General features: G+C 70.2%; 18 protein-coding genes. 12 read left to right on the forward strand and 6 right to left on the reverse strand.

The annotated features are described in order from the left end of the window. Window positions 1-546: 546 nt before the first annotated feature. The 4 genes from SGFS_RS24335 to SGFS_RS24350 all read left to right on the forward strand — a co-directional run bounded on the left by SGFS_RS24335 (window position 547) and on the right by SGFS_RS24350 (window position 4,662). The gene (locus SGFS_RS24335) at window positions 547-1,062 is read left to right on the forward strand and encodes a cysteine dioxygenase (protein ID WP_286253433.1); all 516 of its coding nucleotides are present in this window, start codon (window positions 547-549) and stop codon (window positions 1,060-1,062) included. Window positions 1,063-1,170: 108 nt separating this feature from the next. Continuing rightward, complete coding sequence (cofD, locus tag SGFS_RS24340) at window positions 1,171-2,130, forward strand: 2-phospho-L-lactate transferase (protein WP_286253436.1); 960 nt, start codon at window positions 1,171-1,173, stop codon at window positions 2,128-2,130. Then, window positions 2,127-3,524 (forward strand): coenzyme F420-0:L-glutamate ligase, encoded by a 1,398-nt coding sequence (locus SGFS_RS24345; RefSeq protein WP_286253437.1) that lies wholly within the window; start codon window positions 2,127-2,129, stop codon window positions 3,522-3,524. The genes cofD and SGFS_RS24345 overlap by 4 nt, the downstream gene beginning before the upstream one ends. Before the next feature lie 136 nt (window positions 3,525-3,660). Next, window positions 3,661-4,662 carry a DNA-3-methyladenine glycosylase family protein gene (locus SGFS_RS24350; protein ID WP_286253438.1) on the forward strand — a complete coding sequence of 334 codons (1,002 nt, stop codon included), beginning with the start codon at window positions 3,661-3,663 and terminating at the stop codon, window positions 4,660-4,662. A 208-nt stretch (window positions 4,663-4,870) separates the two neighbouring features. On the opposite strand, the gene manB is transcribed toward SGFS_RS24350, so the two are convergent. Together manB and SGFS_RS24360 are read right to left on the reverse strand one after the other, a co-directional pair. Beyond that, entirely contained in the window at window positions 4,871-5,953 is a 1,083-nt protein-coding gene (gene manB, locus SGFS_RS24355; protein WP_286253439.1) for a mannose-1-phosphate guanylyltransferase, read from the reverse strand. 237 nt (window positions 5,954-6,190) lie between these two features. Beyond that, window positions 6,191-7,564: a peptidoglycan recognition protein family protein gene (locus tag SGFS_RS24360; protein WP_286253440.1), complete on the reverse strand. Its 1,374-nt coding sequence runs from the start codon at window positions 7,562-7,564 to the stop codon at window positions 6,191-6,193. Between the two features lie 149 nt (window positions 7,565-7,713). Between SGFS_RS24360 and SGFS_RS24365 the strand changes: the two genes are divergently transcribed. From SGFS_RS24365 to SGFS_RS24380, 4 genes are all read left to right on the forward strand, one after another. After that, window positions 7,714-8,469, forward strand: coding sequence for a TIGR03089 family protein (locus SGFS_RS24365; protein ID WP_286253441.1), 756 nt, complete (start codon window positions 7,714-7,716; stop codon window positions 8,467-8,469). 173 nt (window positions 8,470-8,642) lie between these two features. After that, window positions 8,643-9,839: an LCP family protein gene (locus SGFS_RS24370; RefSeq protein WP_286253442.1), complete on the forward strand. Its 1,197-nt coding sequence runs from the start codon at window positions 8,643-8,645 to the stop codon at window positions 9,837-9,839. 244 nt (window positions 9,840-10,083) lie between these two features. Beyond that, window positions 10,084-11,823, forward strand: coding sequence for an LCP family protein (locus tag SGFS_RS24375; RefSeq protein WP_286253443.1), 1,740 nt, complete (start codon window positions 10,084-10,086; stop codon window positions 11,821-11,823). Window positions 11,824-12,122: 299 nt separating this feature from the next. After that, window positions 12,123-13,793, forward strand: a complete 1,671-nt coding sequence (locus SGFS_RS24380; RefSeq protein ID WP_286253444.1) for an LCP family protein — start codon at window positions 12,123-12,125, stop codon at window positions 13,791-13,793. Between the two features lie 195 nt (window positions 13,794-13,988). On the opposite strand, the gene SGFS_RS24385 is transcribed toward SGFS_RS24380, so the two are convergent. After that, window positions 13,989-15,017, reverse strand: coding sequence for a glycosyltransferase family 2 protein (locus SGFS_RS24385; RefSeq protein ID WP_286253445.1), 1,029 nt, complete (start codon window positions 15,015-15,017; stop codon window positions 13,989-13,991). Between the two features lie 127 nt (window positions 15,018-15,144). Between SGFS_RS24385 and SGFS_RS24390 the strand changes: the two genes are divergently transcribed. After that, a complete protein-coding gene (locus SGFS_RS24390) occupies window positions 15,145-16,584 on the forward strand; it encodes an LCP family protein (protein ID WP_461850771.1) in 1,440 nt (479 codons plus the stop codon). Window positions 16,585-16,696: 112 nt separating this feature from the next. Continuing rightward, window positions 16,697-17,971: an LCP family protein gene (locus SGFS_RS24395; RefSeq protein ID WP_286253449.1), complete on the forward strand. Its 1,275-nt coding sequence runs from the start codon at window positions 16,697-16,699 to the stop codon at window positions 17,969-17,971. A 66-nt stretch (window positions 17,972-18,037) separates the two neighbouring features. Here SGFS_RS24395 and SGFS_RS24400 read toward each other — a convergent pair whose 3' ends face one another. Both SGFS_RS24400 and SGFS_RS24405 read right to left on the reverse strand, forming a co-directional pair. Beyond that, window positions 18,038-18,394: a four-helix bundle copper-binding protein gene (locus tag SGFS_RS24400; RefSeq protein WP_286253451.1), complete on the reverse strand. Its 357-nt coding sequence runs from the start codon at window positions 18,392-18,394 to the stop codon at window positions 18,038-18,040. Between the two features lie 176 nt (window positions 18,395-18,570). Next, entirely contained in the window at window positions 18,571-19,728 is a 1,158-nt protein-coding gene (locus tag SGFS_RS24405) for an acyl-CoA dehydrogenase (protein WP_286253452.1), read from the reverse strand. A gap of 198 nt (window positions 19,729-19,926) precedes the next feature. Here SGFS_RS24405 and SGFS_RS24410 point away from each other — a divergent pair, with 198 nt between their 5' ends. Further along, a complete protein-coding gene (locus SGFS_RS24410; RefSeq protein ID WP_286253453.1) occupies window positions 19,927-21,270 on the forward strand; it encodes a UDP-glucose dehydrogenase family protein in 1,344 nt (447 codons plus the stop codon). A gap of 370 nt (window positions 21,271-21,640) precedes the next feature. Here SGFS_RS24410 and SGFS_RS24415 read toward each other — a convergent pair whose 3' ends face one another. Next, window positions 21,641-22,180, reverse strand: a complete 540-nt coding sequence (locus tag SGFS_RS24415; protein ID WP_286253454.1) for a CGNR zinc finger domain-containing protein — start codon at window positions 22,178-22,180, stop codon at window positions 21,641-21,643. A 96-nt stretch (window positions 22,181-22,276) separates the two neighbouring features. Here SGFS_RS24415 and SGFS_RS24420 point away from each other — a divergent pair, with 96 nt between their 5' ends. Further along, window positions 22,277-22,639: a VOC family protein gene (locus SGFS_RS24420; protein ID WP_286253455.1), complete on the forward strand. Its 363-nt coding sequence runs from the start codon at window positions 22,277-22,279 to the stop codon at window positions 22,637-22,639. The last annotated feature ends 4 nt before the right edge of the window (window positions 22,640-22,643 follow it).

A 22,643-nucleotide genomic window follows, 5' to 3' on the forward strand; every position in this document is an offset into this window, starting at 1 on the left:
AACCAAGGCTATGCGGAAAGTGTTCAAATCGGCATAAACCCTGACAGCAGGCTGGGGGTGCAGCGGGAGTTCCGGACTCAGGGACTCCCCTCCCTTACGGAAGAAGACGTCCAGACGTTCGATCTCGTTCCGCCTCGTTTCCCACCCGTCCCGGGCGCGCCCGGTTGTGCGCCATGTGTCCGGGGCCACTCCTGCACAAACCTTTCGTCTCACCGATGCACCGGAAGAGGTGAAACACGATCCACATAACGGACGGGAAGTTGACAGCGGAGGTGTGAACCGATGTCCTTGTGGGCATGCTCGCGAACTTGGCACTCACCTCGACCCGCTCCGCCGGGTTCCTCGGTGCTGCCCGCGCTCGCTGTAGCTGTTGCTGTTCCAGCTGTTGAGCCGAACGCGCTCCGGCTGCCACTGAGCCCATCCAGGCTCGGCTGCTGTTCCCTTCCCGCCCGCACCAGGGCAACCGCGCTCCGCCCGTGACCCGGGCGGACGGTACGCGACGCACAGCCATCCCCCACGCACTCTTCATCGAGGACCACCCACTCCATGAACAGCGACAGCGACATCCAGATCGCCGGCGACATCCTCGAAGTACCGCACCTGCTCCAGGCGCCCCGCGAACACCCGGTCACCGTGGCCGAGTTCGTCGGACTCGCCCGCTCCATCGCCGCCGACCGCTCCCGGTGGGAGCACGTCGTCGAGTACGACGCGACGACGCGCTGGTACCACCGGCTGAGCACCGGCCCCGGCTACGAGGTGTGGCTGCTGTCCTGGGTGCCCGGCCAGGGCACGGGGCTGCACGACCACGGGCACTCCTCCGGAGTGCTCACCGTTCTCGACGGCACGCTGACCGAGCGCACCGACCGGGGCACGCGGGTGCTCGGCGAGGGCGCGCAGCGGGTGTTCGCGCCGGGGTTCGCGCACGAGGTCGTCAACGACACGCTGGAACCGGCCATAAGCCTGCACATCTACTACCCCGGGCTCACGGACATGCCCATGCACACGAAGGCGTGCACGGCGGGAACGGCCGTGGAGGCCGAGCCGGCGGTCGTGACCGGCTGAGCCCGACGGTCGCGGCCCGACCGGGAGTGGCCGGTCGTGACCGGGTGAGAACCGGCCGTGGTCGCGGGCGGGGGACACGTTGTCGTACCCGCCTGCGAGACTGCTTCCATGCGCATTGTGGTTCTGGCAGGCGGCATCGGCGGTGCCCGGTTCCTGCGCGGCCTGAAGCAGGCCGCGCCGGACGCGGACATCACGGTCATCGGCAACACCGGGGACGACATCCACCTCTTCGGGCTGAAGGTCTGCCCCGACCTCGACACGGTGATGTACACGCTCGGTGGCGGCATCAACGAGGAGCAGGGCTGGGGCCGGGCCGACGAGACCTTCCATCTCAAGGAGGAGCTCGCGGCGTACGGCGTCGGGCCCGAGTGGTTCGGGCTCGGCGACCGGGACTTCGCCACGCACATCGTGCGGACGCAGATGATCGGCGCCGGTTATCCGCTCAGCGCGGTCACGGAGGCGCTGTGCGACCGGTGGAAGCCCGGCGTCCGGCTCATCCCCATGACCGACGACCGCGTGGAGACCCATGTCGCCGTCGAGGAGGACGGCGAGCGCAGGGCGATCCACTTCCAGGAGTACTGGGTACGGCTGCGGGCCGCCGTGCCGGCCGAGGCGATCGTGCCCGTCGGCGCCGAGCAGGCCAAGCCCGCGCCCGGCGTCCTGGAGGCCATCGCCGCGGCGGACGTCATTCTCTTCCCGCCGTCCAACCCCGTCGTCTCCGTCGGCACGATCCTCGCCGTGCCCGGTATCCGTGAGGCCATCGCCGAGGCGGGGGTGCCGGTCGTCGGCCTCTCCCCCATCGTCGGGGACGCGCCCGTGCGCGGCATGGCCGACAAGGTGCTGGCCGCCGTCGGCGTCGAGTCCACGGCCGCCGCGGTCGCCGAGCACTACGGCTCCGGGCTGCTCGACGGCTGGCTCGTCGACACCGTGGACGCGGCCACCGTGGAGCGCGTCGAGGCCGCGGGGATCCGGTGCCGGGCCGTGCCCCTGATGATGACGGACCTGGAGGCGACGGCGGCCATGGCGCGTGAGGCCCTGGCGCTGGCCGAGGAGGTGCGGGCGATTTGAGCGGCGAGTCCACCGCTTCGAAGGACGAGTTCACCGGTTCGAGTGACGAGGTCACCGGTTCGAGCGGTGAGTCGACGCAGACGGGGGCCGCGGGTGGTGCTCCCGAGTACCGGGTCTGGGCGCCGCCCGGGATTCCCGAGGTGCAGCAGGGGGACGACCTCGCCAAGCTGATCGCCGCCGCCGAGCCGGGGCTGGCCGACGGGGACGTGCTCCTCGTCACCTCGAAGATCGTGTCCAAGGCCGAGGGGCGGATCGTCGAGGCCACCGACCGGGAGGCCGCGATCGACGCCGAGACCGTACGGGTCGTGGCGCGGCGCGGAGCACTGCGGATCGTGGAGAACCGGCAGGGGCTCGTGATGGCCGCCGCCGGGGTCGACGCCTCCAACACCCCTGCCGGGACGGTGCTGCTGCTGCCCGAGGACCCCGACGCCTCCGCCCGGGCCGTCCGGGACGGCATCAGGGACATCCTCGGGGTCGAGGTCGGGGTCGTGGTCACGGACACCTTCGGGCGGCCCTGGCGGTCCGGGCTGACCGACGTCGCCATCGGTGCGGCGGGCGTGCGCGTACTGGACGACCTGCGGGGCGGGACGGACGCGTACGGCAATCCGCTCAGCGCGACGGTCGTCGCGACCGCCGACGAGTTGGCCGCCGCCGGTGACCTGGTGAAGGGCAAGGCCGGCGGGCGGCCCGTCGCCGTGGTGCGCGGGCTGGCCCATGTCGTGGCCGAGGACCACGGCGAGGGCACCCGGGCGCTGGTCCGGGGCGCGGCCGACGACATGTTCCGGCTGGGCACGTCCGAGGCGGTACGGCTGGCGGTGACCCAGCGGCGTACGGTGCGGGCGTTCACCGACGAGCCCGTGGACCCCGGTGCCGTACGGCGGGCCGTGGCCGCCGCCGTGACCGCGCCCGCGCCGCATCACACGACGCCCTGGCGGTTCGTGCTGCTGGAGTCGGAGGAGTCGCGGGTACGGCTGCTCGACGCCATGCGGGACGCGTGGATCACGGATCTGCGGCGGGACGGGAAGTCAGAGGAGTCCATCGCCAAGCGGGTGCGGCGGGGCGATGTGCTGCGGCACGCGCCGTACCTGGTGGTGCCCTGTCTGGTGATGGACGGCTCGCACACCTACGGGGACCCGCGGCGGGACGCGGCCGAGCGGGAGATGTTCGTCGTCGCGGCCGGGGCCGGGGTGCAGAACTTCCTCGTCGCGCTGGCCGGGGAGCGGCTGGGGTCCGCGTGGGTGTCGTCGACGATGTTCTGCCGCGATGTCGTGCGGGAGGTGCTGGGGCTGCCGGAGGGCTGGGATCCGATGGGGGCCGTGGCGGTGGGGCGGCCGGCGGAGGAACCGCGGGCCCGGAGCGAGCGGGATGCGGGCGCGTTCATCGAGGTTCGGTGAGCCGTGGTGAGATGCCGGGCTCTTCGAGGTGAGGGGCGTCGGTGTCGGTTTCGTGAGTCGGCGCACATTCGGGGCGTGGTTCACCTGCGGCTCGTAGGCTCTTAGGACTTCTCCGCCGACCCTGAGGTCTTTTTCCGTGGCTGGTCGTTTCGCTCCCCGGCCCACGCGTACGACCGTGCGTGGTGGCCATGTCGCCGTGCCCGGTGGGGTGCCTGGGCCGGCACCCGCGCCCGGGCGGCGGCGTACCTGGACGCCGAACGGGCCGCTCGATCTCGGGCTGGTGCTCGGACCGCTGCGGCGAGGGCCCGGCGATCCGACGTTCCGTATGACACCGGACGGGGCCGTGTGGCGGAGCAGTCGTACGCCGGTGGGGGCGGGGACCCTGCGGGTCGCGCTGCGCGGTGGGGTCGTGGAAGCGGAGGCCTGGGGGCCCGGCGGCGAGTGGCTGTTGGAGCAGTTGCCCTCGCTGATGGGGGCGCTCGACGAGCCGGATGTCTTCGTGCCTCGGCATCGGGTGGTGGCCATGGCGTGGCGGCGGCGGCCGGGGTTGCGGCTGACGCGGACCGGGCTGGTGCTGGAGTCGTTGATTCCGTCGGTTCTCGAGCAGAAGGTCACGGCGGACGAGGCGTATCGGGCGTGGCGGTTGCTGGTGCGGAAATTCGGAGAGGTCGCGCCCGGGCCCGTGCCGGGGGCGATGTCCGTGATGCCGGGGCCGAGGGAGTGGGCTCTGATTCCCTCCTGGGAGTGGCATCGGGCCGGGGTCGACGACAAGCGGGCGTCGACGATTCTGCGGGCGGTTCGGGTGGCCCGGCGGCTGGAGGAGGCCGTGGGGATGGCGCCCGAGGAGGCTCGGGCGCGGTTGGAGCTGGTGCCGGGGGTGGGGGTGTGGACCTCGGCGGAGACCGTGCAGCGGAGTCATGGGGCGGCGGATGCGGTGACCGTGGGGGATCTGCATCTGCCGGGGATCGTGGGGTTCGCGTTGGCGGGGGATCGGGATGCGGACGACTCTGTGATGTTGTCGTTGTTGGAGCCGTATGCGGGGCAGCGGCATCGGGCGGCTCGGTTGATCCTGTTGTCGGGGCGGGTGCCTGCGCGGCGGGCGCCCCGGATGCCCCGGGGGGATATCGGGAGGTTGTGACGTGGGTGGGTGACAGGTGGGTGACCGTGGGTCCTCTCGCCCCCGGCCGCCCCTGCCCGTCCCATCCTCCAGGGGCTCTGCCCCTTCGACCCCGACAGTTTTCGGGGGGCTGCCGCCCTCAGGCCCCCGCGGGGGTGCGTTCGTGGCCGCGGGTTCGTCGTGGTTGCTCGCGCCGTTCCCCGCGCCCCTTGCGGGGCGCGGGCCGCCGTCACTGGTCCGAGGAGAAGCGGAGTGCTCCCGTCGGGATCTGGGCGTCGCACCAGATGCGTACGCCTGAGCGGAGTTCGTTGTCGGCGCCGATGATCGCGCCGTCGCCGATCACCGCGCCCGTGAGGATCGAGCGTTCGCCGATACGGGCCCGGGCGCCGATCAGGGAGTCGGTGATCACCGCGCCGGGTTCGACCACCGCGCCCGCCAGGACCGTGCTGCCCGAGACGCGCGCGCCCTCGCCCACGAAGGCGCCCTCGCCCACCACCGTGCCGCCGGTGAGTTTCGCGTCGCCCGCCACCCGGGCCGTGGGGAGGATCAGGCGGTCGCCGCAGCGGCCGGGCACCGCGGGGGACGGGGCCCGGCCGAGGACCAGGTCGGCCGAGCCGCGGACGAAGGCCGCGGGCGTGCCGAGGTCGAGCCAGTACGTGGAGTCCACCATTCCTTGGAGGTGGGCTCCGGCCGAGAGGAGGTCCGGGAACGTTTCCCGTTCCACCGAGACCGGGCGGCCAGCCGGGATCGTGTCGATGACCGAGCGGCGGAAGACGTACGCCCCCGCGTTGATCTGGTCGGTGATGATCTCCTCGGGGGTCTGGGGCTTCTCCAGGAACGCGAGGACCTTGCCCGTCTCGTCCGTGGGGACCAGGCCGTAGGCGCGCGGGTCCGTCACCTGGGTCAGGTGCAGGGACACGTCCGCGCTCGTCGCTTCATGTGTGGCGACCAGGCGGCGGATGTCCAGGCCGGTCAGGATGTCGCCGTTGAAGACCAGGACCGGGTCGTCGGGGCCCGAGTGGAGATGCGAGGCCGCGTTGCGGATCGCGCCGCCCGTGCCGAGGGGCTCCTCCTCGGTGACGTACTCCAGATGGAGGCCGAGCGCCGAGCCGTCGCCGAAGTGGGGTTCGAAGACCTCCGCCAGATAGGAGGTGGCGAGGACGATGTGGTCGACGCCCGCCGCCTTGGCGCGTGCCAACTGGTGGGTGAGGAAAGGGACCCCGGCCGCCGGGACCATGGGCTTCGGAGTGTGGACCGTGAGCGGACGCAGCCGGGTGCCTCTGCCGCCGACCAGGAGAATCGCTTCTGTCACCTGTCGTCTCTACTTCCTGCCGGGACCGGCCGAACTCGCTTTCGGCCGGCCGATGTATGCAGACCGTTCGATGGCGCCTTCGGCGGCCGTGGTTCCCTGTTCCCAGGCGGCGCGTGCAAACGCCGCGAGCTGTCTGTGAACAGGGCACGGCCTCGGTCGCGATCGCCGGCCGGCACCCGGTCAGCCGGGTGATGCGTCACCACCCGGTCCCCCCTTCACCCTGCCGCCGCCATCGCCCTATCGGCCCTGATAGCGGGCGGCCTCCGAGCGAACCGCGCCGAGTTTTCCGTACAGGCGCTTCCCCGGACAGTCGGTCGCGAACCCGTCACGGTGGCCGGAGATCACGTTCAGTCGTACCTTCTTACCTTTTCGGTAGAGATTGCCACCTCCAGACGTCAGGTACGTCTTTCCAAGCGGGTCCGCCCGGTAAAGTCCTAGTTTCCAGGCGGTGAGCTGCGCGATCGCCTTCACGGCCGCACCCGCCGGCTTGGAGGTGCTGAAACTGCCGATCACCGCGATCCCCATGCTGTTGGTGTTGAACCCGAGCGTGTGGGCGCCCATCACCGGCTTGGCCACACCGCCCGCGCGCCCCTCGTAGATGTTTCCGCACTTGTCGATGAGGAAGTTGTAGCCGATGTCGCGCCAGCCGCTGCTCACCACGTGGTAGCGGTAGATACTGCGGATGACGGAAGGCGCCTGCGCGCAGGTGTAGTTGTTCCCCGAGGCCGTGTGGTGCACGAAGGCCGCGCTGACCCGCGTGGTGTAGCGGAAGTCGCGCTCGCGAAGCTTCTCGTCGGCACCCCAGCCGCGGCGCGTGACGATCCGGGGGCGCGGCCCGATGTACGGCTTCGCCCCGGGCTCCAGCCCCACGACCTGCTCCGCCGTCTCGCGCCGGGACAGCGCCGGGATCTCGGCGGCGCCCAGTGGCGCGAGATCGGCGTTCACGGCGGACGCGGCGGCCGACTCGGCGGTCAGCGCGCCGAGGCGCGGGGTGTCCGCGGGTGCGGTGCCGGGCGGCTCCGGCGCCCCCTTGCCCTTCGGGCCGGACGTACCGGCCGCTTCCGCGAAGCCGCCGGGGTCGACCAGTTCCAGGCGTAGTCCGTTCGGAAGCATCTGAACGCCCGACGCGCCCGTACGGCCCCGGGCCTCCGCGCGGACGCGTACCTCGACCCCGTCGGATTCGCCCACCCACAGCGGGGCGGTGGAGCCGCGCACCCGGCCCGAGGCGCGTTCGGCGGTGTCCGGGTCGGCGGCGTGCCCGTGGTTGTGCGTCTCGACGTTCTGCCAACCCGTCCAGCGGGTGGTGCCGGTCGCGCGCGTCCGGACCTGGACGCGGCCCAGCAGTTCGGTGTCCGGATCGTCCCAGACGACGCCGAGGAGTGAGAACGACCGTACGTCCCGGCGGCTCAGCCCCTGTTCGGGGGCGCCCGAGGCCCGGTCGTCGCCGCGCGGGACCAGGGGGAGCGACTGGGTGTTGCCGGGGACAGGGGCGGGGGCCTCGGGGGCCGCCCGGTCGGAAGCAACGGCAGTGGTGAGCAGCGCCGCCGGGAGTGCGAGGGCCGCCGCGCAGGTCACGCCGATCGAGGAAGCGAGGAGTCGATATCTACGCATACGTCGGATCATGAACATAGTCGTACATACCTGTCTAATGGTGAATCGAGCCGGAATTGACGAACTGTCGGTCGCGCTCCGCCGAACCGGTGGCCCGTCAGCTCCGCCCGGGCCTCGTCGACATGCCGTCCCCGCGTACGCTTACGCGCGTGACCGCCACCGACCGCACCCCTGCCGACCTGCTGCGATCCGCGCTCGCCGCCGATCCCGCGCGCCCCCTGGTGACCTTCTACGACGACGCCACGGGCGAGCGCGTCGAATTGTCCGTGGCCACCTTCGCCAATTGGGTGGCCAAGACCGCGAATCTGCTCCAGGGCGAGCTGTCCGTGGAGCCCGGCGACCGGGTCGCGCTGCTGCTGCCCGCGCACTGGCAGACGGCCGTGTGGCTGCTCGCCTGTTCGTCCGTGGGTGTCGTCGCGGACGTGGCCGGAGATCCTGCCGCGGCCGACGTCGTGGTCAGCGGGCCGGACACGCTGGACGCTGCGCTGGCGTGCCGCGGGGAGCGGGTCGCGCTCGCGTTGCGGCCGCTGGGCGGGCGGTTCCCCCAGCCCCCGGCCGGGTTCGTCGACTACGCCGTCGAGGTGCCGTCACAGGGTGACCGTTTCGTACCGTATGCCTCCGTCGATCCCGACGAGCCCGCGTTGATCGTGGCCGGGCGGGAGTTCAGCGGGGCGGAGGTCGTGGAGCGGGCGCGGGACGAGGCGACGGGGCTGGGGTTGACCGGGCCGGGGTCCCGGTTGTTGTCGGGGCTGGGGTACGACACGTGGGAAGGGTTGAGCGCCGGGTTGTACGCGCCCCTCGCCACCGGGGGGTCCGTGGTGCTGTGTCGGCATCTTGAGCAGTTGGGAGAGGGCGCGTTGGACAAGCGGATCGAGAGTGAGCGGGTCACCGCGACCTCGCGGTAGCGCCGTTTCGGTGAGGTTGTGGGGCGACCGCGGTTGTTCGTGGTCGCTCGCGCAGCTCCCGAGCACAGAGAGTCACCCCCCATTCGGCCCACCCCCACCCAGCCCCGCCCCTCCCCCCGCGCCATCGTCGTAGGAGCACTGCACGCTCGTACGCCGGGAGGGGTGAATCCGAAGTGGGCAAGGACCGAGGTGGGGCCCGCGCGTCCGGGCCCGGTGCGGGTGGGTCGGCCGGTGGGCAGGGGATCGTGCGTCGGCGGCGGCGACGGTGGCTGCGGTGGGCCGGCGGGGTTACCGGCGGCCTGCTGATGGTGGCGCTCGGGCTCGGGTGGGCCGCGTACGAGAAGCTGGACGGGAACATCACGTCCGACCACACGGCGGCGGACGAGCTGGCCCGGTACGAGAAGGAGCGGCCGACCTCGCTGGTGCGGGGCGCGCAGAACATCCTGCTGATCGGGTCGGACTCGCGGTCGGGCGACGACAACGGCAAATACGGGCGGGATTCCGGCACCGAGCGGTCGGACACGACCATCCTCCTGCATCTGGCCGCCGACCGGCACGGCGCGACCGCCGTTTCGCTGCCCCGGGATCTGATGGTGGACGTGCCGAGCTGCCGGCAGGCTGACGGGAGCCGGACCGAGCCGACGTTCGCGATGTTCAACTCCGCGTTCCAGACCGGGGGTTCGGCCTGCACGATCCGTACGGTCGAGAAGCTGACGGACGTTCGTGTCGACCACCACGTCGTCGTGGACTTCAGCGGGTTCAAGGAGATGGTCGACGCGGTCGACGGTGTCGAGGTGTGCCTGAAGGAGCCCATCGACGACAAGGCCGCCAAGCTGCGGCTGCCCGCCGGGAAGGTGCGGCTGGGCGGGGAACAGGCGCTGGGATATGTGCGGGCCCGCAAAACTCTCGGCGACGGCAGCGACACCGAGCGGATGGACCGGCAGCAGCGGTTCCTGGGCGCGCTGGTCACAAAGGTGCGCAGCAACGACGTACTGCTGAACCCGGTGAAGCTCTATCCGGTGCTGGACGCGGCCACCTCCTCGCTCACCACCGACCCGGGGCTGGCGAGTCTGCGTGCCCTCTACGACCTTGCGCGCGGAATGCGCATGATTCCCACGGAAAGGGTGCAATTTCTGACTGTTCCGAGGAAGTCGTACGCCTATGACCGGAATCGGGACCAGCTCGTCGAGCCCGAGGCTCAACAGCTCTTCGCCCGACTCCGGTCGGACTCACCCGTGGTCGTGGCAAAGGAACTCCCAAAGGAACGCACAGAGAAGACCGGGAGGAGCGGATCCGAAAGTCCGGCCCGCACACCCGAATCCGCGCCCACTTTCCGCGGGAGTACGGCCGCGGAGGACGCCTGCGGGTAACAGTTCTGGACACCCGCAGGTAAAGCACACGTCAACACGTGGAACAAATGCTCTAGGAAATGGGCAGATTGCCCGGATGTAGAGACGTGGAATTTCTCACCGTCGTCGCTTGCCGCCTGATCGGGCGGATAGTGTGAGCGATCCGGTGTGTCAGGCCCTTCGGTCGCGCACCACTTGCAGCGAGACCCGAGCGTCTTTTGAGGGGGAAGGCGCCGCGTGGCCCCGACGGAGGAATCAGACAACCGTGGACGCGCAAGGCCGTGGGCGGGCGGACGACATCGACCCCGCAGACCAGTGGGTACTCAACCCGAGCACCGGTGAATACGAACTGCGACTGAGCCCTTCCGCACCGCAATCGGGGGTGCCGAGGCCCCGTCGGGCCGGTGCCGCCGCGAGCGGTGGCGGGGGGCGGACCGCGACGACCGCCGCGGCGCCGGACACCCGGGAGATTCCCGAGGTCGTGCCGGGCCCGCGCCGTCGGCGGGGGGCGCCCGAGGAGGACCCGCTGCCCGGTCGGCGCGGCGGGCGGAGCAAGGCGAAGCCCAAGAAGAAGTCCACCGGCAAGCGGATACTGATGTGGACCGGCGGCACGCTCGCCTTCGTGCTGGTCGGCGTGAGCACCGCGGGCTATCTGTATTACCAGCACCTCAACGACAACATCGACAAGATCCCGGACGACGGGGCGAGCACCGGCGGCTTCAGCAAGGACCGGGCGATCAACCTGCTGGTGATCGGCACGGACAAGCGCACGGGCGCGGGCAACGAGAAGTACGGCGACTCGGGCAGCGTCGGTCACGCGGACACCACGATCCTGCTGCATGTGTCCAAGGACCGGACGAACGCGACCGCGATGAGCATCCCCCGGGACATGATCGTGGACATCCCTGACTGCGAGACCACGCAGGCGGACGGGTCCAAGGAGAACATCCAGGGCACGACCGACGTCCGGTTCAACACGAGCCTCGGCCAGTACGGCCGTACCCCGAGCTGCACGATGCGGACCGTCACGGAGCTGACAGGGATCGTCCCCGACCACTTCATGGTGGCCGACTTCAACGCGGTGAAGACGCTCTCCACGGCCATCGGCGGCGTCAAGGTGTGCCTGGAGAAGGACATCAAGGACGAGAAGTCGAAGCTCGACCTCACCAAGGGCGAGCACGTCATCCAGGGCGAGACGGCTCTGTCGTTCCTGCGCACCCGCTACAGCGTCGGCCTCGGCAGCGACCTGAGCCGGATCAAGCTCCAGCAGCAGTTCCTCAGCTCGATGATCCGGCAGATGAAGTCGGAGGACACGCTCACCAGCCCGAAGAAGGTGCTGAGCCTGGCGGAGGCGGCCACCGACGCGCTGTCCGTGGACGACAACCTCGGCGACATCAAGAAGCTGGCCTCGCTCGGCCAGGAGGTCGGCAAGGTCAGCACGAAGAACATCACCTTCACGACCGTGCCGGTCGTCGACAACACCGACGGCGCGACCGTGCTGCCCACGCCCGGCAAGGCCGAGCAGCTGTTCGAAACGATCAAGAACGACATCTCGCTGACCGAGGTGAAGAAGAAGGCCAAGGCGAAGGAGGCCGCGAAGCTCAAGGGCTCGCGCGCCGACGCCTCCGAGGTCCGGGTCAACGTCTACAACGGCGGGGCCGTCGCCGGCAGCGCACAGGACACTCTTAACTGGATGCAGAATGATGTCGGCGTCACGAAGTCGAGCCAGCTCGGCAACGCCGACGAGACGCTGTCCAAGACGACCCTCGCGTACGATCCCGACCAGGCCGACCAGGCACGCAAGCTGGCCGATCTCATGGGACTGTCCGCGTCGGCGCTGAAGCCCGGCAAGGGCAACAGCGAGACCAACGCACAGGGGCTGCCCGCGATGGTGCTGACCCTGGGCAAGGACTTCAAGGGCGCGGGGGTGCCCCTGAGCGGGTCCTCGGCGGCCGATCTGGACGTCGACAAGAGCACCGCGGACAAGAAAACCTGCGCCAGTTGACGTCCCGAGGTGACCTGAAGGGGCCTTCGAGCGTCTGACAGAACGCAAAGCTGTCGTCCGCCGGTCCGGCGCGAGCTGTTGACGCGCCCGGCCGGCCGGGCGCGAGGACGCATGTGCGAATCCACGTACGGCGTCCGACCGTACGTACGCGTAACCGAAGCGACGCACGACGGGTGTCATCCGAACAGAACGCGACGCGCGTTCAACAGGGCATGACTACATCCCCGTTGGGGTCTCGACGGTCCAACAGGAGGCGGGCGCGGGCCCGTCGGCACGGCAGGGTGGGGAGGGGCAGGGCAATGGTGCGGAGCGATGTGCGCGGGGACGGGGGGCGGCCGCGAGTCGGGGAACCCGCTGAGGGTGACTCGCAGGGCGGCTCGTACGGCGATGACGAGGGCGAGGGCCTGACGGTTCGGGTGCCCGAGCAGCGCGGGTCCGACCGGCGCGGTGGCGGCGGCGGGCGTAGGCGGGCCGGCGCTCCCGAGCGGCCACGCCGCAGACGGGTGCTGCGCTGGTCGGCGATCGTCCTGGCGGTGGTGATACTCGGCACCGGGGGCGCCGGTTATCTCTACTACCAGCACCTCAACGCCAACATCAAGAAGGAGAAGCTCAACCTCGGCGACACCAAGATCGCCGAGCCGACGCCGAACGCGGCGGGCCAGACCCCGCTGAACATCCTGCTCATAGGCTCCGACGCGCGGGACAGCAAGGAGAACCAGAAGCTCGGCGGCGCCAAGGAGACCTTCAACGGCCCACCGCTCGCCGATGTGCAGATGCTGCTGCACCTGTCCGCCGACCGCACCAACATGTCGGTCGTCAGCATGCCCCGCGACACCCTGCTCGACATCCCCAAGTGCACCGACCCGGACAGCGGCGAGGTGTACGAGGCGCTGACCTACACGATGACCAACGAGTCGCTGCGCCGCGGCGGCCCCGGCTGTACGGTCGCCACCTGGCAGGAGCTGACCGGCATCCACATCGACCACTTCATGATGGTCGACTTCTCCGGTGTGGTGTCGATGGCCGACGCGATCGGCGGTGTGCCGGTGTGCGTGAAGGCCAACATCTACTCGCACACCAGCGAGGGCAAGGGCTCGGGGCTGAAGCTGAAGGAAGGCACCACGTACATCCAGGGCAAGCAGGCCCTGCAGTGGCTGCGCACCCGGTACGGCTTCGAGGACGGCAGTGACATCGCGCGCGCCAAGGCACAGCACATGTACATGAACTCGATGGTCCGCGAGTTGCGCGAGAACGCGACGATCACCAACCCGAACAAGCTGCGCAAGCTCGCCGAGGAGGCCACGACGGCGCTCACCGTCGACGAGGGCCTCGGCTCGGTGGCGAAGCTGTACGACCTGAGCACCGAGCTGCGCAAGGTCGAGCCGGCGCGGATCACGATGACGACGATGCCGTACACGTACGTCGGCGCCCGCGTGAAGCCCAAGGAGGCCGACGCGGAGAAGCTGTTCCGGCTGGTGCGCGAGGACGTCGCGCTGGACGGCAAGGACGCGAAGAAGAAGACGACGACCGAGGACGAGTCGTCCGACGACCCGGCCGCCGCGGACGACAAGATCGGCGTCCTCGTGCAGAACGGCACGCAGACCTCCACCCTCGCCCCGGTCAGCGGCCGCGCGCACACGGTGGCGCAACTGCTGGTCGGTGAGGGCTTCACCAGGACCACGTCCGACACGACGACCGCGACCACCGCGGACAAGACGGTGGTGCGCTACCCGAGCGCCGAGCTGGAGGGGGACGCCCAGGCGGTGGCCAAGGCGCTCGGCATCCCGATGAGCCAGGTGGAGAAGTCGACGAACGTCAGCGGGGTCACGCTCGTCGTCGGCGCCGACTGGCGGGACGGGACGAAGTACGAGGCCGAGAAGGAGGACGACAAGACTCCGAAGTCGGCGGACGCCCTGAACGGCGCGGACAAGTCGGCCTGCATGAAGGTGAACCCGAACTTCACCTGGTAGCCGACCGGTCGGGGGCCCATCTCGCGGGAGAGCGGGATGGGCCCTTTATTACGCTTCTCCTGCGAGATGCGGGATACGACCTGCGACCTGCGACCTGCGACCTGCGACCTGCGACCTGCGACCTGCGGGCAACGAGCAACGGGCCGACCGGGAAGGAAACTCCCGGTCGGCCCGCCGTACGTCCTGCCGGGCGTCCTACTGCTCGCTGAGAACCGCCGGGCGCCGCGAGGCGATGACCTTCTTCGCCAGGGCCTTCGGGCTGGTGAGGAAGCCGAAGCCCCACGACATGTGCATGGTGGCGAGGGCGAGGGGGATCTGGAGGCGCGCCTTGAGCCCCAGCCCCCTGCCCGCGGGGAGCGAGCCCAGCACGATCGCGGCGAGATAGCCGCCGGGGATCACGAAGCCGAGAGGGGTCAGCAGGGCGCCCACGAGGAGGCCGGCGACGATCGCCACGACGGCGGTCGGCGGGGCCAGGTAACGCAGGTTGATGGAGCCCTCGTGGTAACGGGCGACGACGTGCCGCCAACGACCGTAGTCCTTGTACTGCTTGGCCAGCGCCTTCACGCTGGGCCGCGGCCGGTACGACACCTTCAGCTCGGGCGAGAACCAGATCAGCCCACCGGCCTCGCGTATCCGGAAGTTCAGCTCCCAGTCCTGGGCGCGGATGAACTCCTCGTTGTAGCCGCCCTGTTGCTCCAGCGCCTCGCGGCGGAAGACACCGAGGTAGACGGTCTCGGCGGGCGCGGCCTGTCCCCCGGTGTGGAAGGCGGCGTTGCCGACCCCGATCTTCGAGGTCATGGCCGCGGCGACCGCGTCCTCCCAGGCGTTCTCGCCCTCGGCGTGCATGATGCCGCCGACGTTCTGCGCGCCGGTCTCCTCCAGGAGCCGTACGGCGGTCGCGATGTAGTTGGGCGACAGCATGCCGTGCCCGTCGACGCGGACGACGACCGGATGGCGGGAGGCCTTGATCGCGGCGTTGAGCGCGGCGGGCGTACGGCCGGTCGGATTGGGGACCGTGTGCACGCGCTCGTCGTCGGCGACGAGCTGAGCCGCGATCTCGTCCGTGCGGTCCGTGGACGGACCGAGGGCGATCACGACCTCCATCTCGCCGGCGTACTCCTGCGCGAGGATCGCTTGGACGGCTCCGCGCAGATGCCGCTCCTCGTTGAGGACGGGCATGATGACGGACACGGCGGGGAGCTGCACGTCGGGCTTGGCGTTCATAGAGGGCTCAGGTTACCGCGAACGGGGGACACGGACGCGCGCCGCCCGGCCGCCGGGACGGGCGGCTGACCGTCAGGGTCTACGGTGCCCACGGATCCCCATGACCGGCCCCGCGGAGGTGCCCCCCGTGCCCACACCGCCCCGCCGCCCAGCCCGGCCGCAGCAGCCTCGGCCTCCCGTGCGCCGCAGAAAGCGCGACTGGGCCATGCGGGCGGCGACCACGCTGTCGGTGGTGGTGCTGGCCGCCGCGGGCATCGGGCACGCGATCGTCACCGGACTCGACAACGACATCGCCCGCGTCGACCCCTTCAAGGACATGAAGAACCGCCCCGAGCCGGGCCACGGCATGAACATCCTGCTGGTCGGCACCGACGGCCGGGACAAGATCAGCGAGCAGGAGCGGCGCAGATACCGACTCGGCGGCGCCCCCTGCCACTGCACGGACACGATGATGATCGTGCACATCTCGGCGGACCGGGAGCGCGCGAGCGTGGTGAGCCTGCCGCGCGACTCGTACGCGGAGACGCCCCCGCACACCGACCGGACGACGGGCCGGACCCACCGCGCCCACCCCATCAAGCTGAACGCGGCGTACGCGGAGGGCGGCCCGCAGCTCACCGTGCGGACGGTCGAGCACATGACCAAGGTGAAGATCGACCACTATGTCGAGGTCGACTTCACCAGCTTCATGAAGATGGTGGACGTCCTCGGCGGCGTCGAGATCTGCACCGCGCAGCCGCTGACGGACTCCTACACCGGCCTCGACCTCCCCGCCGGCACCCACCGGCTCGATGGCGGCGAGGCCCTCCAGTACGTCCGCTCACGTCACACCGACGCCTCCTCCGACCTGGGCCGCATGAAACGCCAGCAGCGCTTCATGGCATCGCTGATGTCCGAGGCCACCTCCTCGGGAGTGCTCCTCAACCCGATGAAGTTCCGGGACGTCAGCCGGGCCGTGCTCGGTTCGGTGCGCGCCGACAAGGAGTTCGGCGCGGGTGAGCTGATCACCCTCGGCCGGGCCTTGCGGAACCTCTCCCCCGCCTCCTCCGAGTTCACGACGGTCCCCATCGGGCGGATGGGCTACGCCGTGGAGGGCATCGGCTCGACGCTGAAGTGGGACGACACCAGGTCCGCCCTCCTTTTCGAGGCCCTGCGCGCCGACCGCCCCCTGGCCCGCCACAAGGTCCGCAGCAAGGTCGTACGGGTCGAGGTGGCCCCGCAGCAGATCCGCGTCCAGGTCGAGAACGGCACGACGGTCGCGGGCCTGGGCAAGCGTGTGGACGGGGCGCTGGCGGCCACCGGGTTCCGGACGACCCGTACGCCCGTGAACGCCCAGGTGCGTGATGTACGCCGCACCGTCGTCCTGTACGACCCCCGCTGGGACCTGTCGGCCAAGTCACTGGCGGCGGCCCTGCCGGGCGCGGAACTGCGACCGGAACCGGGCCGGGGGCCGGTGCTGAAGGTGATCGCCGGGACGGACTTCAAGCAGGTCAGGAAGGTCAGGGCACAGGACCCGCAGCAGGGTGAGTTCGGGGTGGTGACGGGGGCCGAGGTGAAGTGCGGGTAGGGGCCCGCCACGCCACGCGCCCCCGCTCTTTGCATCAGCTTGGCAACAGCCCTGCTCCGAATCTCCGGGGACTCTTGTACGGCACACAGTGCTGCCCTGCACACTGGTCCGCATGAACGATTGGCCCGAGGGATGGTCCGGTGACAACCGCGGCGGCGGGTACGGACACGGAAGCGCAGGCGCACGCCCCGACGCGCGCGCGATGCGTCAGGTGCAGCGCGGCCCGGCGGCGTCCCCTCGGGGCGTACCGCAGCAGCCGTCCTACAACGACGGTTACGGCCAGGGCGCCGGCGGCGGTGAGCCGTACGACAGCGGCTACAACACCGGCCAGGTCTACGGTTCGCCGGGCGGCTCCGGCGGGGGCCACGACGGGTACGCGGGGGGCCGTGGGGAGCGCCCCGCGCCGAACTGGCGGAAGCGGATCAAGTGGACGGCGATCTCGGTCGTGACCGTGCTGGTCGCCACGACGATCGGCACGTACTTCTGGGCCGACTCCAAGCTGAACCGCGAGGTCGACCTCTCCAAGGTCATCGACCGGCCGGACGAGGGCGAGGGCACGAACTACCTGATCGTCGGCTCCGACAGCCGTGCGGGCCTGTCCGACGAGCAGAAGAAGGAACTCCACACCGGGTCGGCCGAGGGCAAGCGCACGGACTCGATGATGATCCTGCACACCGGTTCGAACGGCCCGACGCTGATCTCGCTGCCGCGTGACTCGAACGTCACGATCCCGACCTTCGTCGGCTCCGAGTCCGGCAAGACGTACAAGAGCACCGGCCGCCAGGTGAAGCTGAACGCGGCGTACGCGGAGGACGGCCCCGAGCTGCTGGTCCGTACCGTCGAGGCCAACACCGGGCTGCGGATCGACCACTACGTGGAGATCGGCTTCGCGGGCTTCGCCAACATCGTCGACGCGGTCGGCGGCGTGGAGATCGACATCCCCAAGGGCGGCATGAAGGACACCAAGTCCGGTGCCGACTTCGAAGAGGGCAAGCAGACGCTGAACGGCGAGGAGTCGCTCGCCTTCGTGCGGACGCGGTACGCGCTCGCCCGCAGCGACCTGGACCGTACGAAGAACCAGCAGAAGTTCCTCGCGGCCCTCGCCAGCCAGACGGCGACGCCGAGCACGGTCCTGAACCCGTTCAAGCTCTACCCGACGATGAGCGCGGGCCTGGACACCCTGATCGTCGACGAGGACATGGGCCTGTTCGACCTGGCCGACATGTTCTGGGCGATGAAGGGCGTGACGAGCGGCGACGGCAAGTCGATCAACATGCCGATCTCGGGCAACGCCGCCAACGGCAACCTCCAGTGGGACACCACGAAGGTGAAGAAGCTGGTGGAGGAGCTGAGGAACGACGACGCGGTCACCGTGTCGGACAGCTGACCGCACGGTCCGGATGGTCGAGGGGCACCCCGTGCGGGGTGCCCCTCGGTCGCGTTCGGCCCGCTGTCAGGCCATCGCGCCGCACAGGTCGGCACAGCGGCGACACGCCTCCGCGCAGCGTGTCAGCTGCGGATCGTCCGGCATGGAACTACACGCCTCCGCGCACATGGAACAGGCTTCGGCGCACATGCGACACATCTGGGTCATCATGTCCGAGCCGCGCATCATCATGTCCGCGCACGTGCGGGTCATGTCGGCGCAGTCCATGAGCGCGCGCATGACCTGCATCTGGGCCTGGCCGCCCTTCTGCATGCAGTGGCTCATGGTCTCCTCGCACAGCCTGTGCGCGGTCATGCACGCGTCGATGCAGTCCTGCATCTCCTTGCTCATGGTGGACATGGTTCCGGCCTGCTGCTGCTTCATGGCTCCTCCTGGGGGTGGCGCTGAAGCGGGGCCCGGGGCGGCCCCGTGCTCTTCCGTCCTACGCCCGCGGCTCCCCCGGCGCCATCGGGAGGACGGCGACAATCCGCCCCGACAGCACCCATGACGACAGCCCCCGGCGGGATGCCGGGGGCTGTGTACGCTCTGCGCCGAAAGGGTTACGGCAGGTTGCGGGCCATGACGATGCGCTGGACCTGGTTGGTGCCCTCGTATATCTGGGTGATCTTCGCGTCGCGCATCATGCGCTCGACCGGGTAGTCACGCGTGTAGCCGTACCCGCCCAGCAGCTGGACCGCGTCCGTGGTGACCTCCATGGCGACGTCCGAGGCGAAGCACTTGGCGGCGGCGCCCTGGAAGGTGAGGTCCTTGTCGCCGCGCTCGGACTTGCAGGCGGCGGCGTACGTCAGCTGGCGGGCGGCCTCGACCTTCATGGCCATGTCGGCGAGCATGAACTGGATGCCCTGGAAGTCGGCGATCGGCTTGCCGAACTGCTTGCGCTCCTGGACATAGCCCTTGGCGTAGTCGAGGGCGCCCTGGGCGACGCCGAGGGCCTGGGCGGCGATGGTGATGCGGGTGTGGTCCAGGGTCTTCATCGCCGTGGCGAAGCCGGTGCCCTCCTCGCCGATCATGCGGTCGGCGGGGATGCGGACGTTGTCCAGGTAGACCTCGCGGGTCGGGGAGCCCTTGATGCCCAGCTTCTTCTCGGGGGCGCCGAAGGAGACACCCTCGTCCGACTTCTCGACGACGAAGGCCGAGATGCCCTTCGAGCGCTTGGCGGGGTCGGTGACCGCCATGACCGTGTAGTACTCGGACACGCCCGCGTTGGTGATCCAGCGCTTCACGCCGTTGAGGACGTAGTGGTCGCCGTCGCGGACCGCCTTCGTCTTCATGCCGGCCGCGTCGGAACCCGCGTCCGGCTCGGAGAGGCAGTACGAGAACATCGCGTCGCCCTTGGCCAGGGGGCCCAGGTACTTCTTCTTCAGGTCCTCGGAGCCGGAGAGGATCACCGGGAGGGAGCCCAGCTTGTTGACGGCCGGGATGAGGGAGGAGGACACACAGGCGCGGGCCACCTCCTCGATCACGATGACCGTGGCGAGCGCGTCGGCGCCGGCGCCGCCGTACTCCTCCGGTACGTGCACGGCGTGCAGGTCGCCCGCGACCAGCGCCTCCAGCGCCTCTTGCGGGAAGCGGGCCTCCTCGTCCACCACGGCGGCGTAGGGCGCGATCTTCGCCTCGGCGAGGGAGCGGATCGCGTCGCGGAGCATGTCGTGCTCCTCGGACGGGCGGTACAGGTCGAAATCAGCCGATCCGGCCAAGGTCTCTCACGCTCCTGACGCTAACTACCGTTAAGTAACCCAAATTTTAGAGGCCTGCTCGCACGACTGGTACGTGAGTTTGACGACAAGAGGACGACAAGAGAACGGGCCAGAGGAAAACTGCCCGTTGAAGGGCTCGAACACGCCCCGACTATGCTCGTGCAGCGCACTCACGCCCCGCACATTCCAGGAGCATCCATGGCCCTCAAGATCACCGTGATCGGCACCGGCTATCTCGGCGCCACCCACGCCGCGGCCATGGCCGAGCTGGGGTTCGAGGTGCTCGGGCTCGATGTCGTCGAAGAGAAGATCGACATGCTCCGGCGCGGCGAGGTCCCGATGTACGAGCCGGGGTTGGAGGAACTGCTGCGCAAGCACGTGGCGGGGATCGAGGGTTCGACCGGGCGGCTGCGTTTCACCACCGACTACGCCGAGGTCGCGGCCTTCGGCGACATCCACTTCGTGTGCGTGAACACCCCGCAGCGGCACGGCGAGTACGCCTGCGACATGTCGTACGTCGACGCCGCCTTCGCGGCGCTCGCCCCGCATCTGACGGGCCCGGCCCTCGTCGTCGGCAAGTCGACCGTGCCCGTGGGGTCCGCCGACCGGCTGGCCGCCTATCTCGCCGAGCACGCGCCCGTCGGGGAGGACGCCGAGCTGGCCTGGAACCCGGAGTTCCTGCGCGAGGGCTTCGCCGTGAACGACACGCTGCACCCCGACCGGGTCGTGGTGGGGGTGCGCAGCGAGCGCGCCGAGAAGCTGCTGCGCGAGGTGTACGCGACGCCGGTGAGCGAGGGGTCTCCCTTCGTCGTCACCGACTTCCCGACCGCCGAGCTGGTGAAGACCTCCGCGAACTCCTTCCTCGCCACCAAGATCTCCTTCATCAACGCCATGGCCGAGGTGTGCGAGGCCGCCGGGGGCGACGTCGCCAAGCTGGCGGAGGCGATCGGGCACGACGACCGGATCGGAAGGAAGTTCCTGCGGGCCGGCATCGGCTTCGGGGGCGGCTGTCTGCCCAAGGACATCCGGGCGTTCATGGCCCGCGCCGGTGAGCTGGGCGCCGACCAGGCGCTGACGTTCCTGCGCGAGATCGACTCCATCAACATGCGCCAGCGCGGGCAGATGGTGGAGCTGGCCCGGCAGGCGCTGGGCGGCGGCTCCTTCCTCGGCAAGCGGGTGGCCGTGCTGGGCGCCACGTTCAAGCCCGACTCGGACGACGTACGCGACTCGCCCGCCCTCAACGTGGCCGGGCAGATCCACCTCCAGGGCGGCCAGGTCACGGTCTACGACCCCAAGGGCATGGACAACGCGCGACGGCTCTTCCCGACGCTCGGGTACGCCGACTCCGCGCTGGACGCCGTGCGGGGCGCCGACATCGTGCTGCATCTGACCGAGTGGCGCGAGTTCCGTGAGCTGGACCCGGCGGCGCTGGGCGAGGTCGCGTCGACGCGGCTCGTGCTGGACGGCCGCAACGCGCTGGACCCGGAGCTGTGGCGGCGGGCGGGGTGGACGTACCGGGCGATGGGGCGACCGACCGCCTGACGCGAGAAGGCGACTGCCTGAGGCAAGAAGACGACCGCCTGGCGCGAGAGGCCGACCGTCCGAGGCGAGAAGACGACCGCCTGGCGCGAGAAGCCGACCGTCCGAGGCGAGAAGACAACCGCCTGGCGCGAGAAGCCGACCGACTGAGGCGAGAAGACGACCGCCTGGCGTAAGAGGCCGACCGGCTGAGGCACGACGGTGACTTGGCTGACGTAAGAGGCTACCGGCTGAGGCACGAAGGCGACTTGGCTGACGTAAGAGGGCGACCGCCCGCGCAAGAAGGTGACGCCGTTCCGGCCGGGGCTCAGCCGGCCGGAACGGCGTCTGCGTTCATTCTCCACCGTCCGGGTGCCGGGCGGGGGCGAAGCGCTTACTTCACAGTCGACTCATCGGTTTGCTTCGCCCGGTATCTGCGCATCTTGGCGCGCGCCCCGCACACCTGCATCGAGCACCAGCGGCCGCGGCCGGCCGGGCTGCGGTCGTAGTACGCCCAGTGGCAGTCGGGGGCCTCGCAGGCCTTGAGGCGTTGCCAGGTGCCCTCGGTGAGGGCCTGGGCCACGGCCGCGGCGACCCGGGCGGCGAGCGGGGCGGGGTCGGCGGCGGGGCGCAGGGTCGCCGAGCCGTCCTCGCCGGAGATCGCGACGAGGAGCGGGGCTTCGGCCAGCAGCTCGCCGAGCGGGGTCACCGTGCGGTGCGGCGGGTGCCCGGCGTGGGCCAGCAAAGTGACACGCAGGGACTCGCGCAGTTCGCGTACCGCGGCCATGTCCTCGTTGTCCGAGTTCTCCGGCACGTCGAGGCGCGCGCGGCCCTCGGGGGTGTCCAGCGCGTCGGCGCCCGTCTCGATGTCCAACGTGTTCACCAGGCTCTGGATCAGGGCCAGGCCGCCGGGCGCGGGCGTTCTCTCGCTCATGCTTGCGACGTTACCGCTTATGCGGGAGTATGCAGTAACCGTTACCGGTTACTCAATTCTACCGGTAATCATGTCGAGCAGCAGGGAGAGAAGGCCATGGCCATCGCCAAGCTGGATGTCGTCGTCCTGGACTGTCCGGACCCGGTCGCGCTCGCAGGGTTCTACGCCGAGGTGCTCGGCGGGGAGGTCAGCGACCAGGGCGACTGGGTGGACCTGGAGGTGCCCGGCGGGGGCGCCTCGCTGGCGTTCCAGGAGGCGCCGGGGTTCGTACCGCCCGAGTGGCCCTCGGCGGACCACTCGCAGCAGTTCCATCTGGACCTGACGGTCGAGGACATGGACGCGGCGGAGAAGGCGGTGCTGGCGCTGGGGGCCAGGCCGTTGGACACGGAGGATCGGAAGCGGAGTTTCCGGGTGTACGCGGACCCCGCCGGGCACCCGTTCTGCCTCTGCGCGGCCTGAAGCC

The sequence above is a fragment of the Streptomyces graminofaciens genome, assembly GCF_030294945.1.
GTDB classification, from domain to species: domain Bacteria; phylum Actinomycetota; class Actinomycetes; order Streptomycetales; family Streptomycetaceae; genus Streptomyces; species Streptomyces graminofaciens.

Excerpts from the sequence above, each read along its gene's own strand:
- SGFS_RS24335 (WP_286253433.1), top strand. The coding sequence starts at position 547 with ATGAACAGCGACAGCGACATCCAGATCGCCGGCGACATCCTCGAAGTA.
- cofD (WP_286253436.1), top strand. The coding sequence starts at position 1,171 with ATGCGCATTGTGGTTCTGGCAGGCGGCATCGGCGGTGCCCGGTTCCTG.
- SGFS_RS24360 (WP_286253440.1), bottom strand. The coding sequence starts at position 7,564 with ATGCGTAGATATCGACTCCTCGCTTCCTCGATCGGCGTGACCTGCGCG.
- SGFS_RS24380 (WP_286253444.1), top strand. The coding sequence starts at position 12,123 with ATGGTGCGGAGCGATGTGCGCGGGGACGGGGGGCGGCCGCGAGTCGGG.
- SGFS_RS24385 (WP_286253445.1), bottom strand. The coding sequence starts at position 15,017 with ATGAACGCCAAGCCCGACGTGCAGCTCCCCGCCGTGTCCGTCATCATG.
- SGFS_RS24395 (WP_286253449.1), top strand. The coding sequence starts at position 16,697 with ATGAACGATTGGCCCGAGGGATGGTCCGGTGACAACCGCGGCGGCGGG.
- SGFS_RS24400 (WP_286253451.1), bottom strand. The coding sequence starts at position 18,394 with ATGAAGCAGCAGCAGGCCGGAACCATGTCCACCATGAGCAAGGAGATG.
- SGFS_RS24410 (WP_286253453.1), top strand. The coding sequence starts at position 19,927 with ATGGCCCTCAAGATCACCGTGATCGGCACCGGCTATCTCGGCGCCACC.
- SGFS_RS24415 (WP_286253454.1), bottom strand. The coding sequence starts at position 22,180 with ATGAGCGAGAGAACGCCCGCGCCCGGCGGCCTGGCCCTGATCCAGAGC.
- SGFS_RS24420 (WP_286253455.1), top strand. The coding sequence starts at position 22,277 with ATGGCCATCGCCAAGCTGGATGTCGTCGTCCTGGACTGTCCGGACCCG.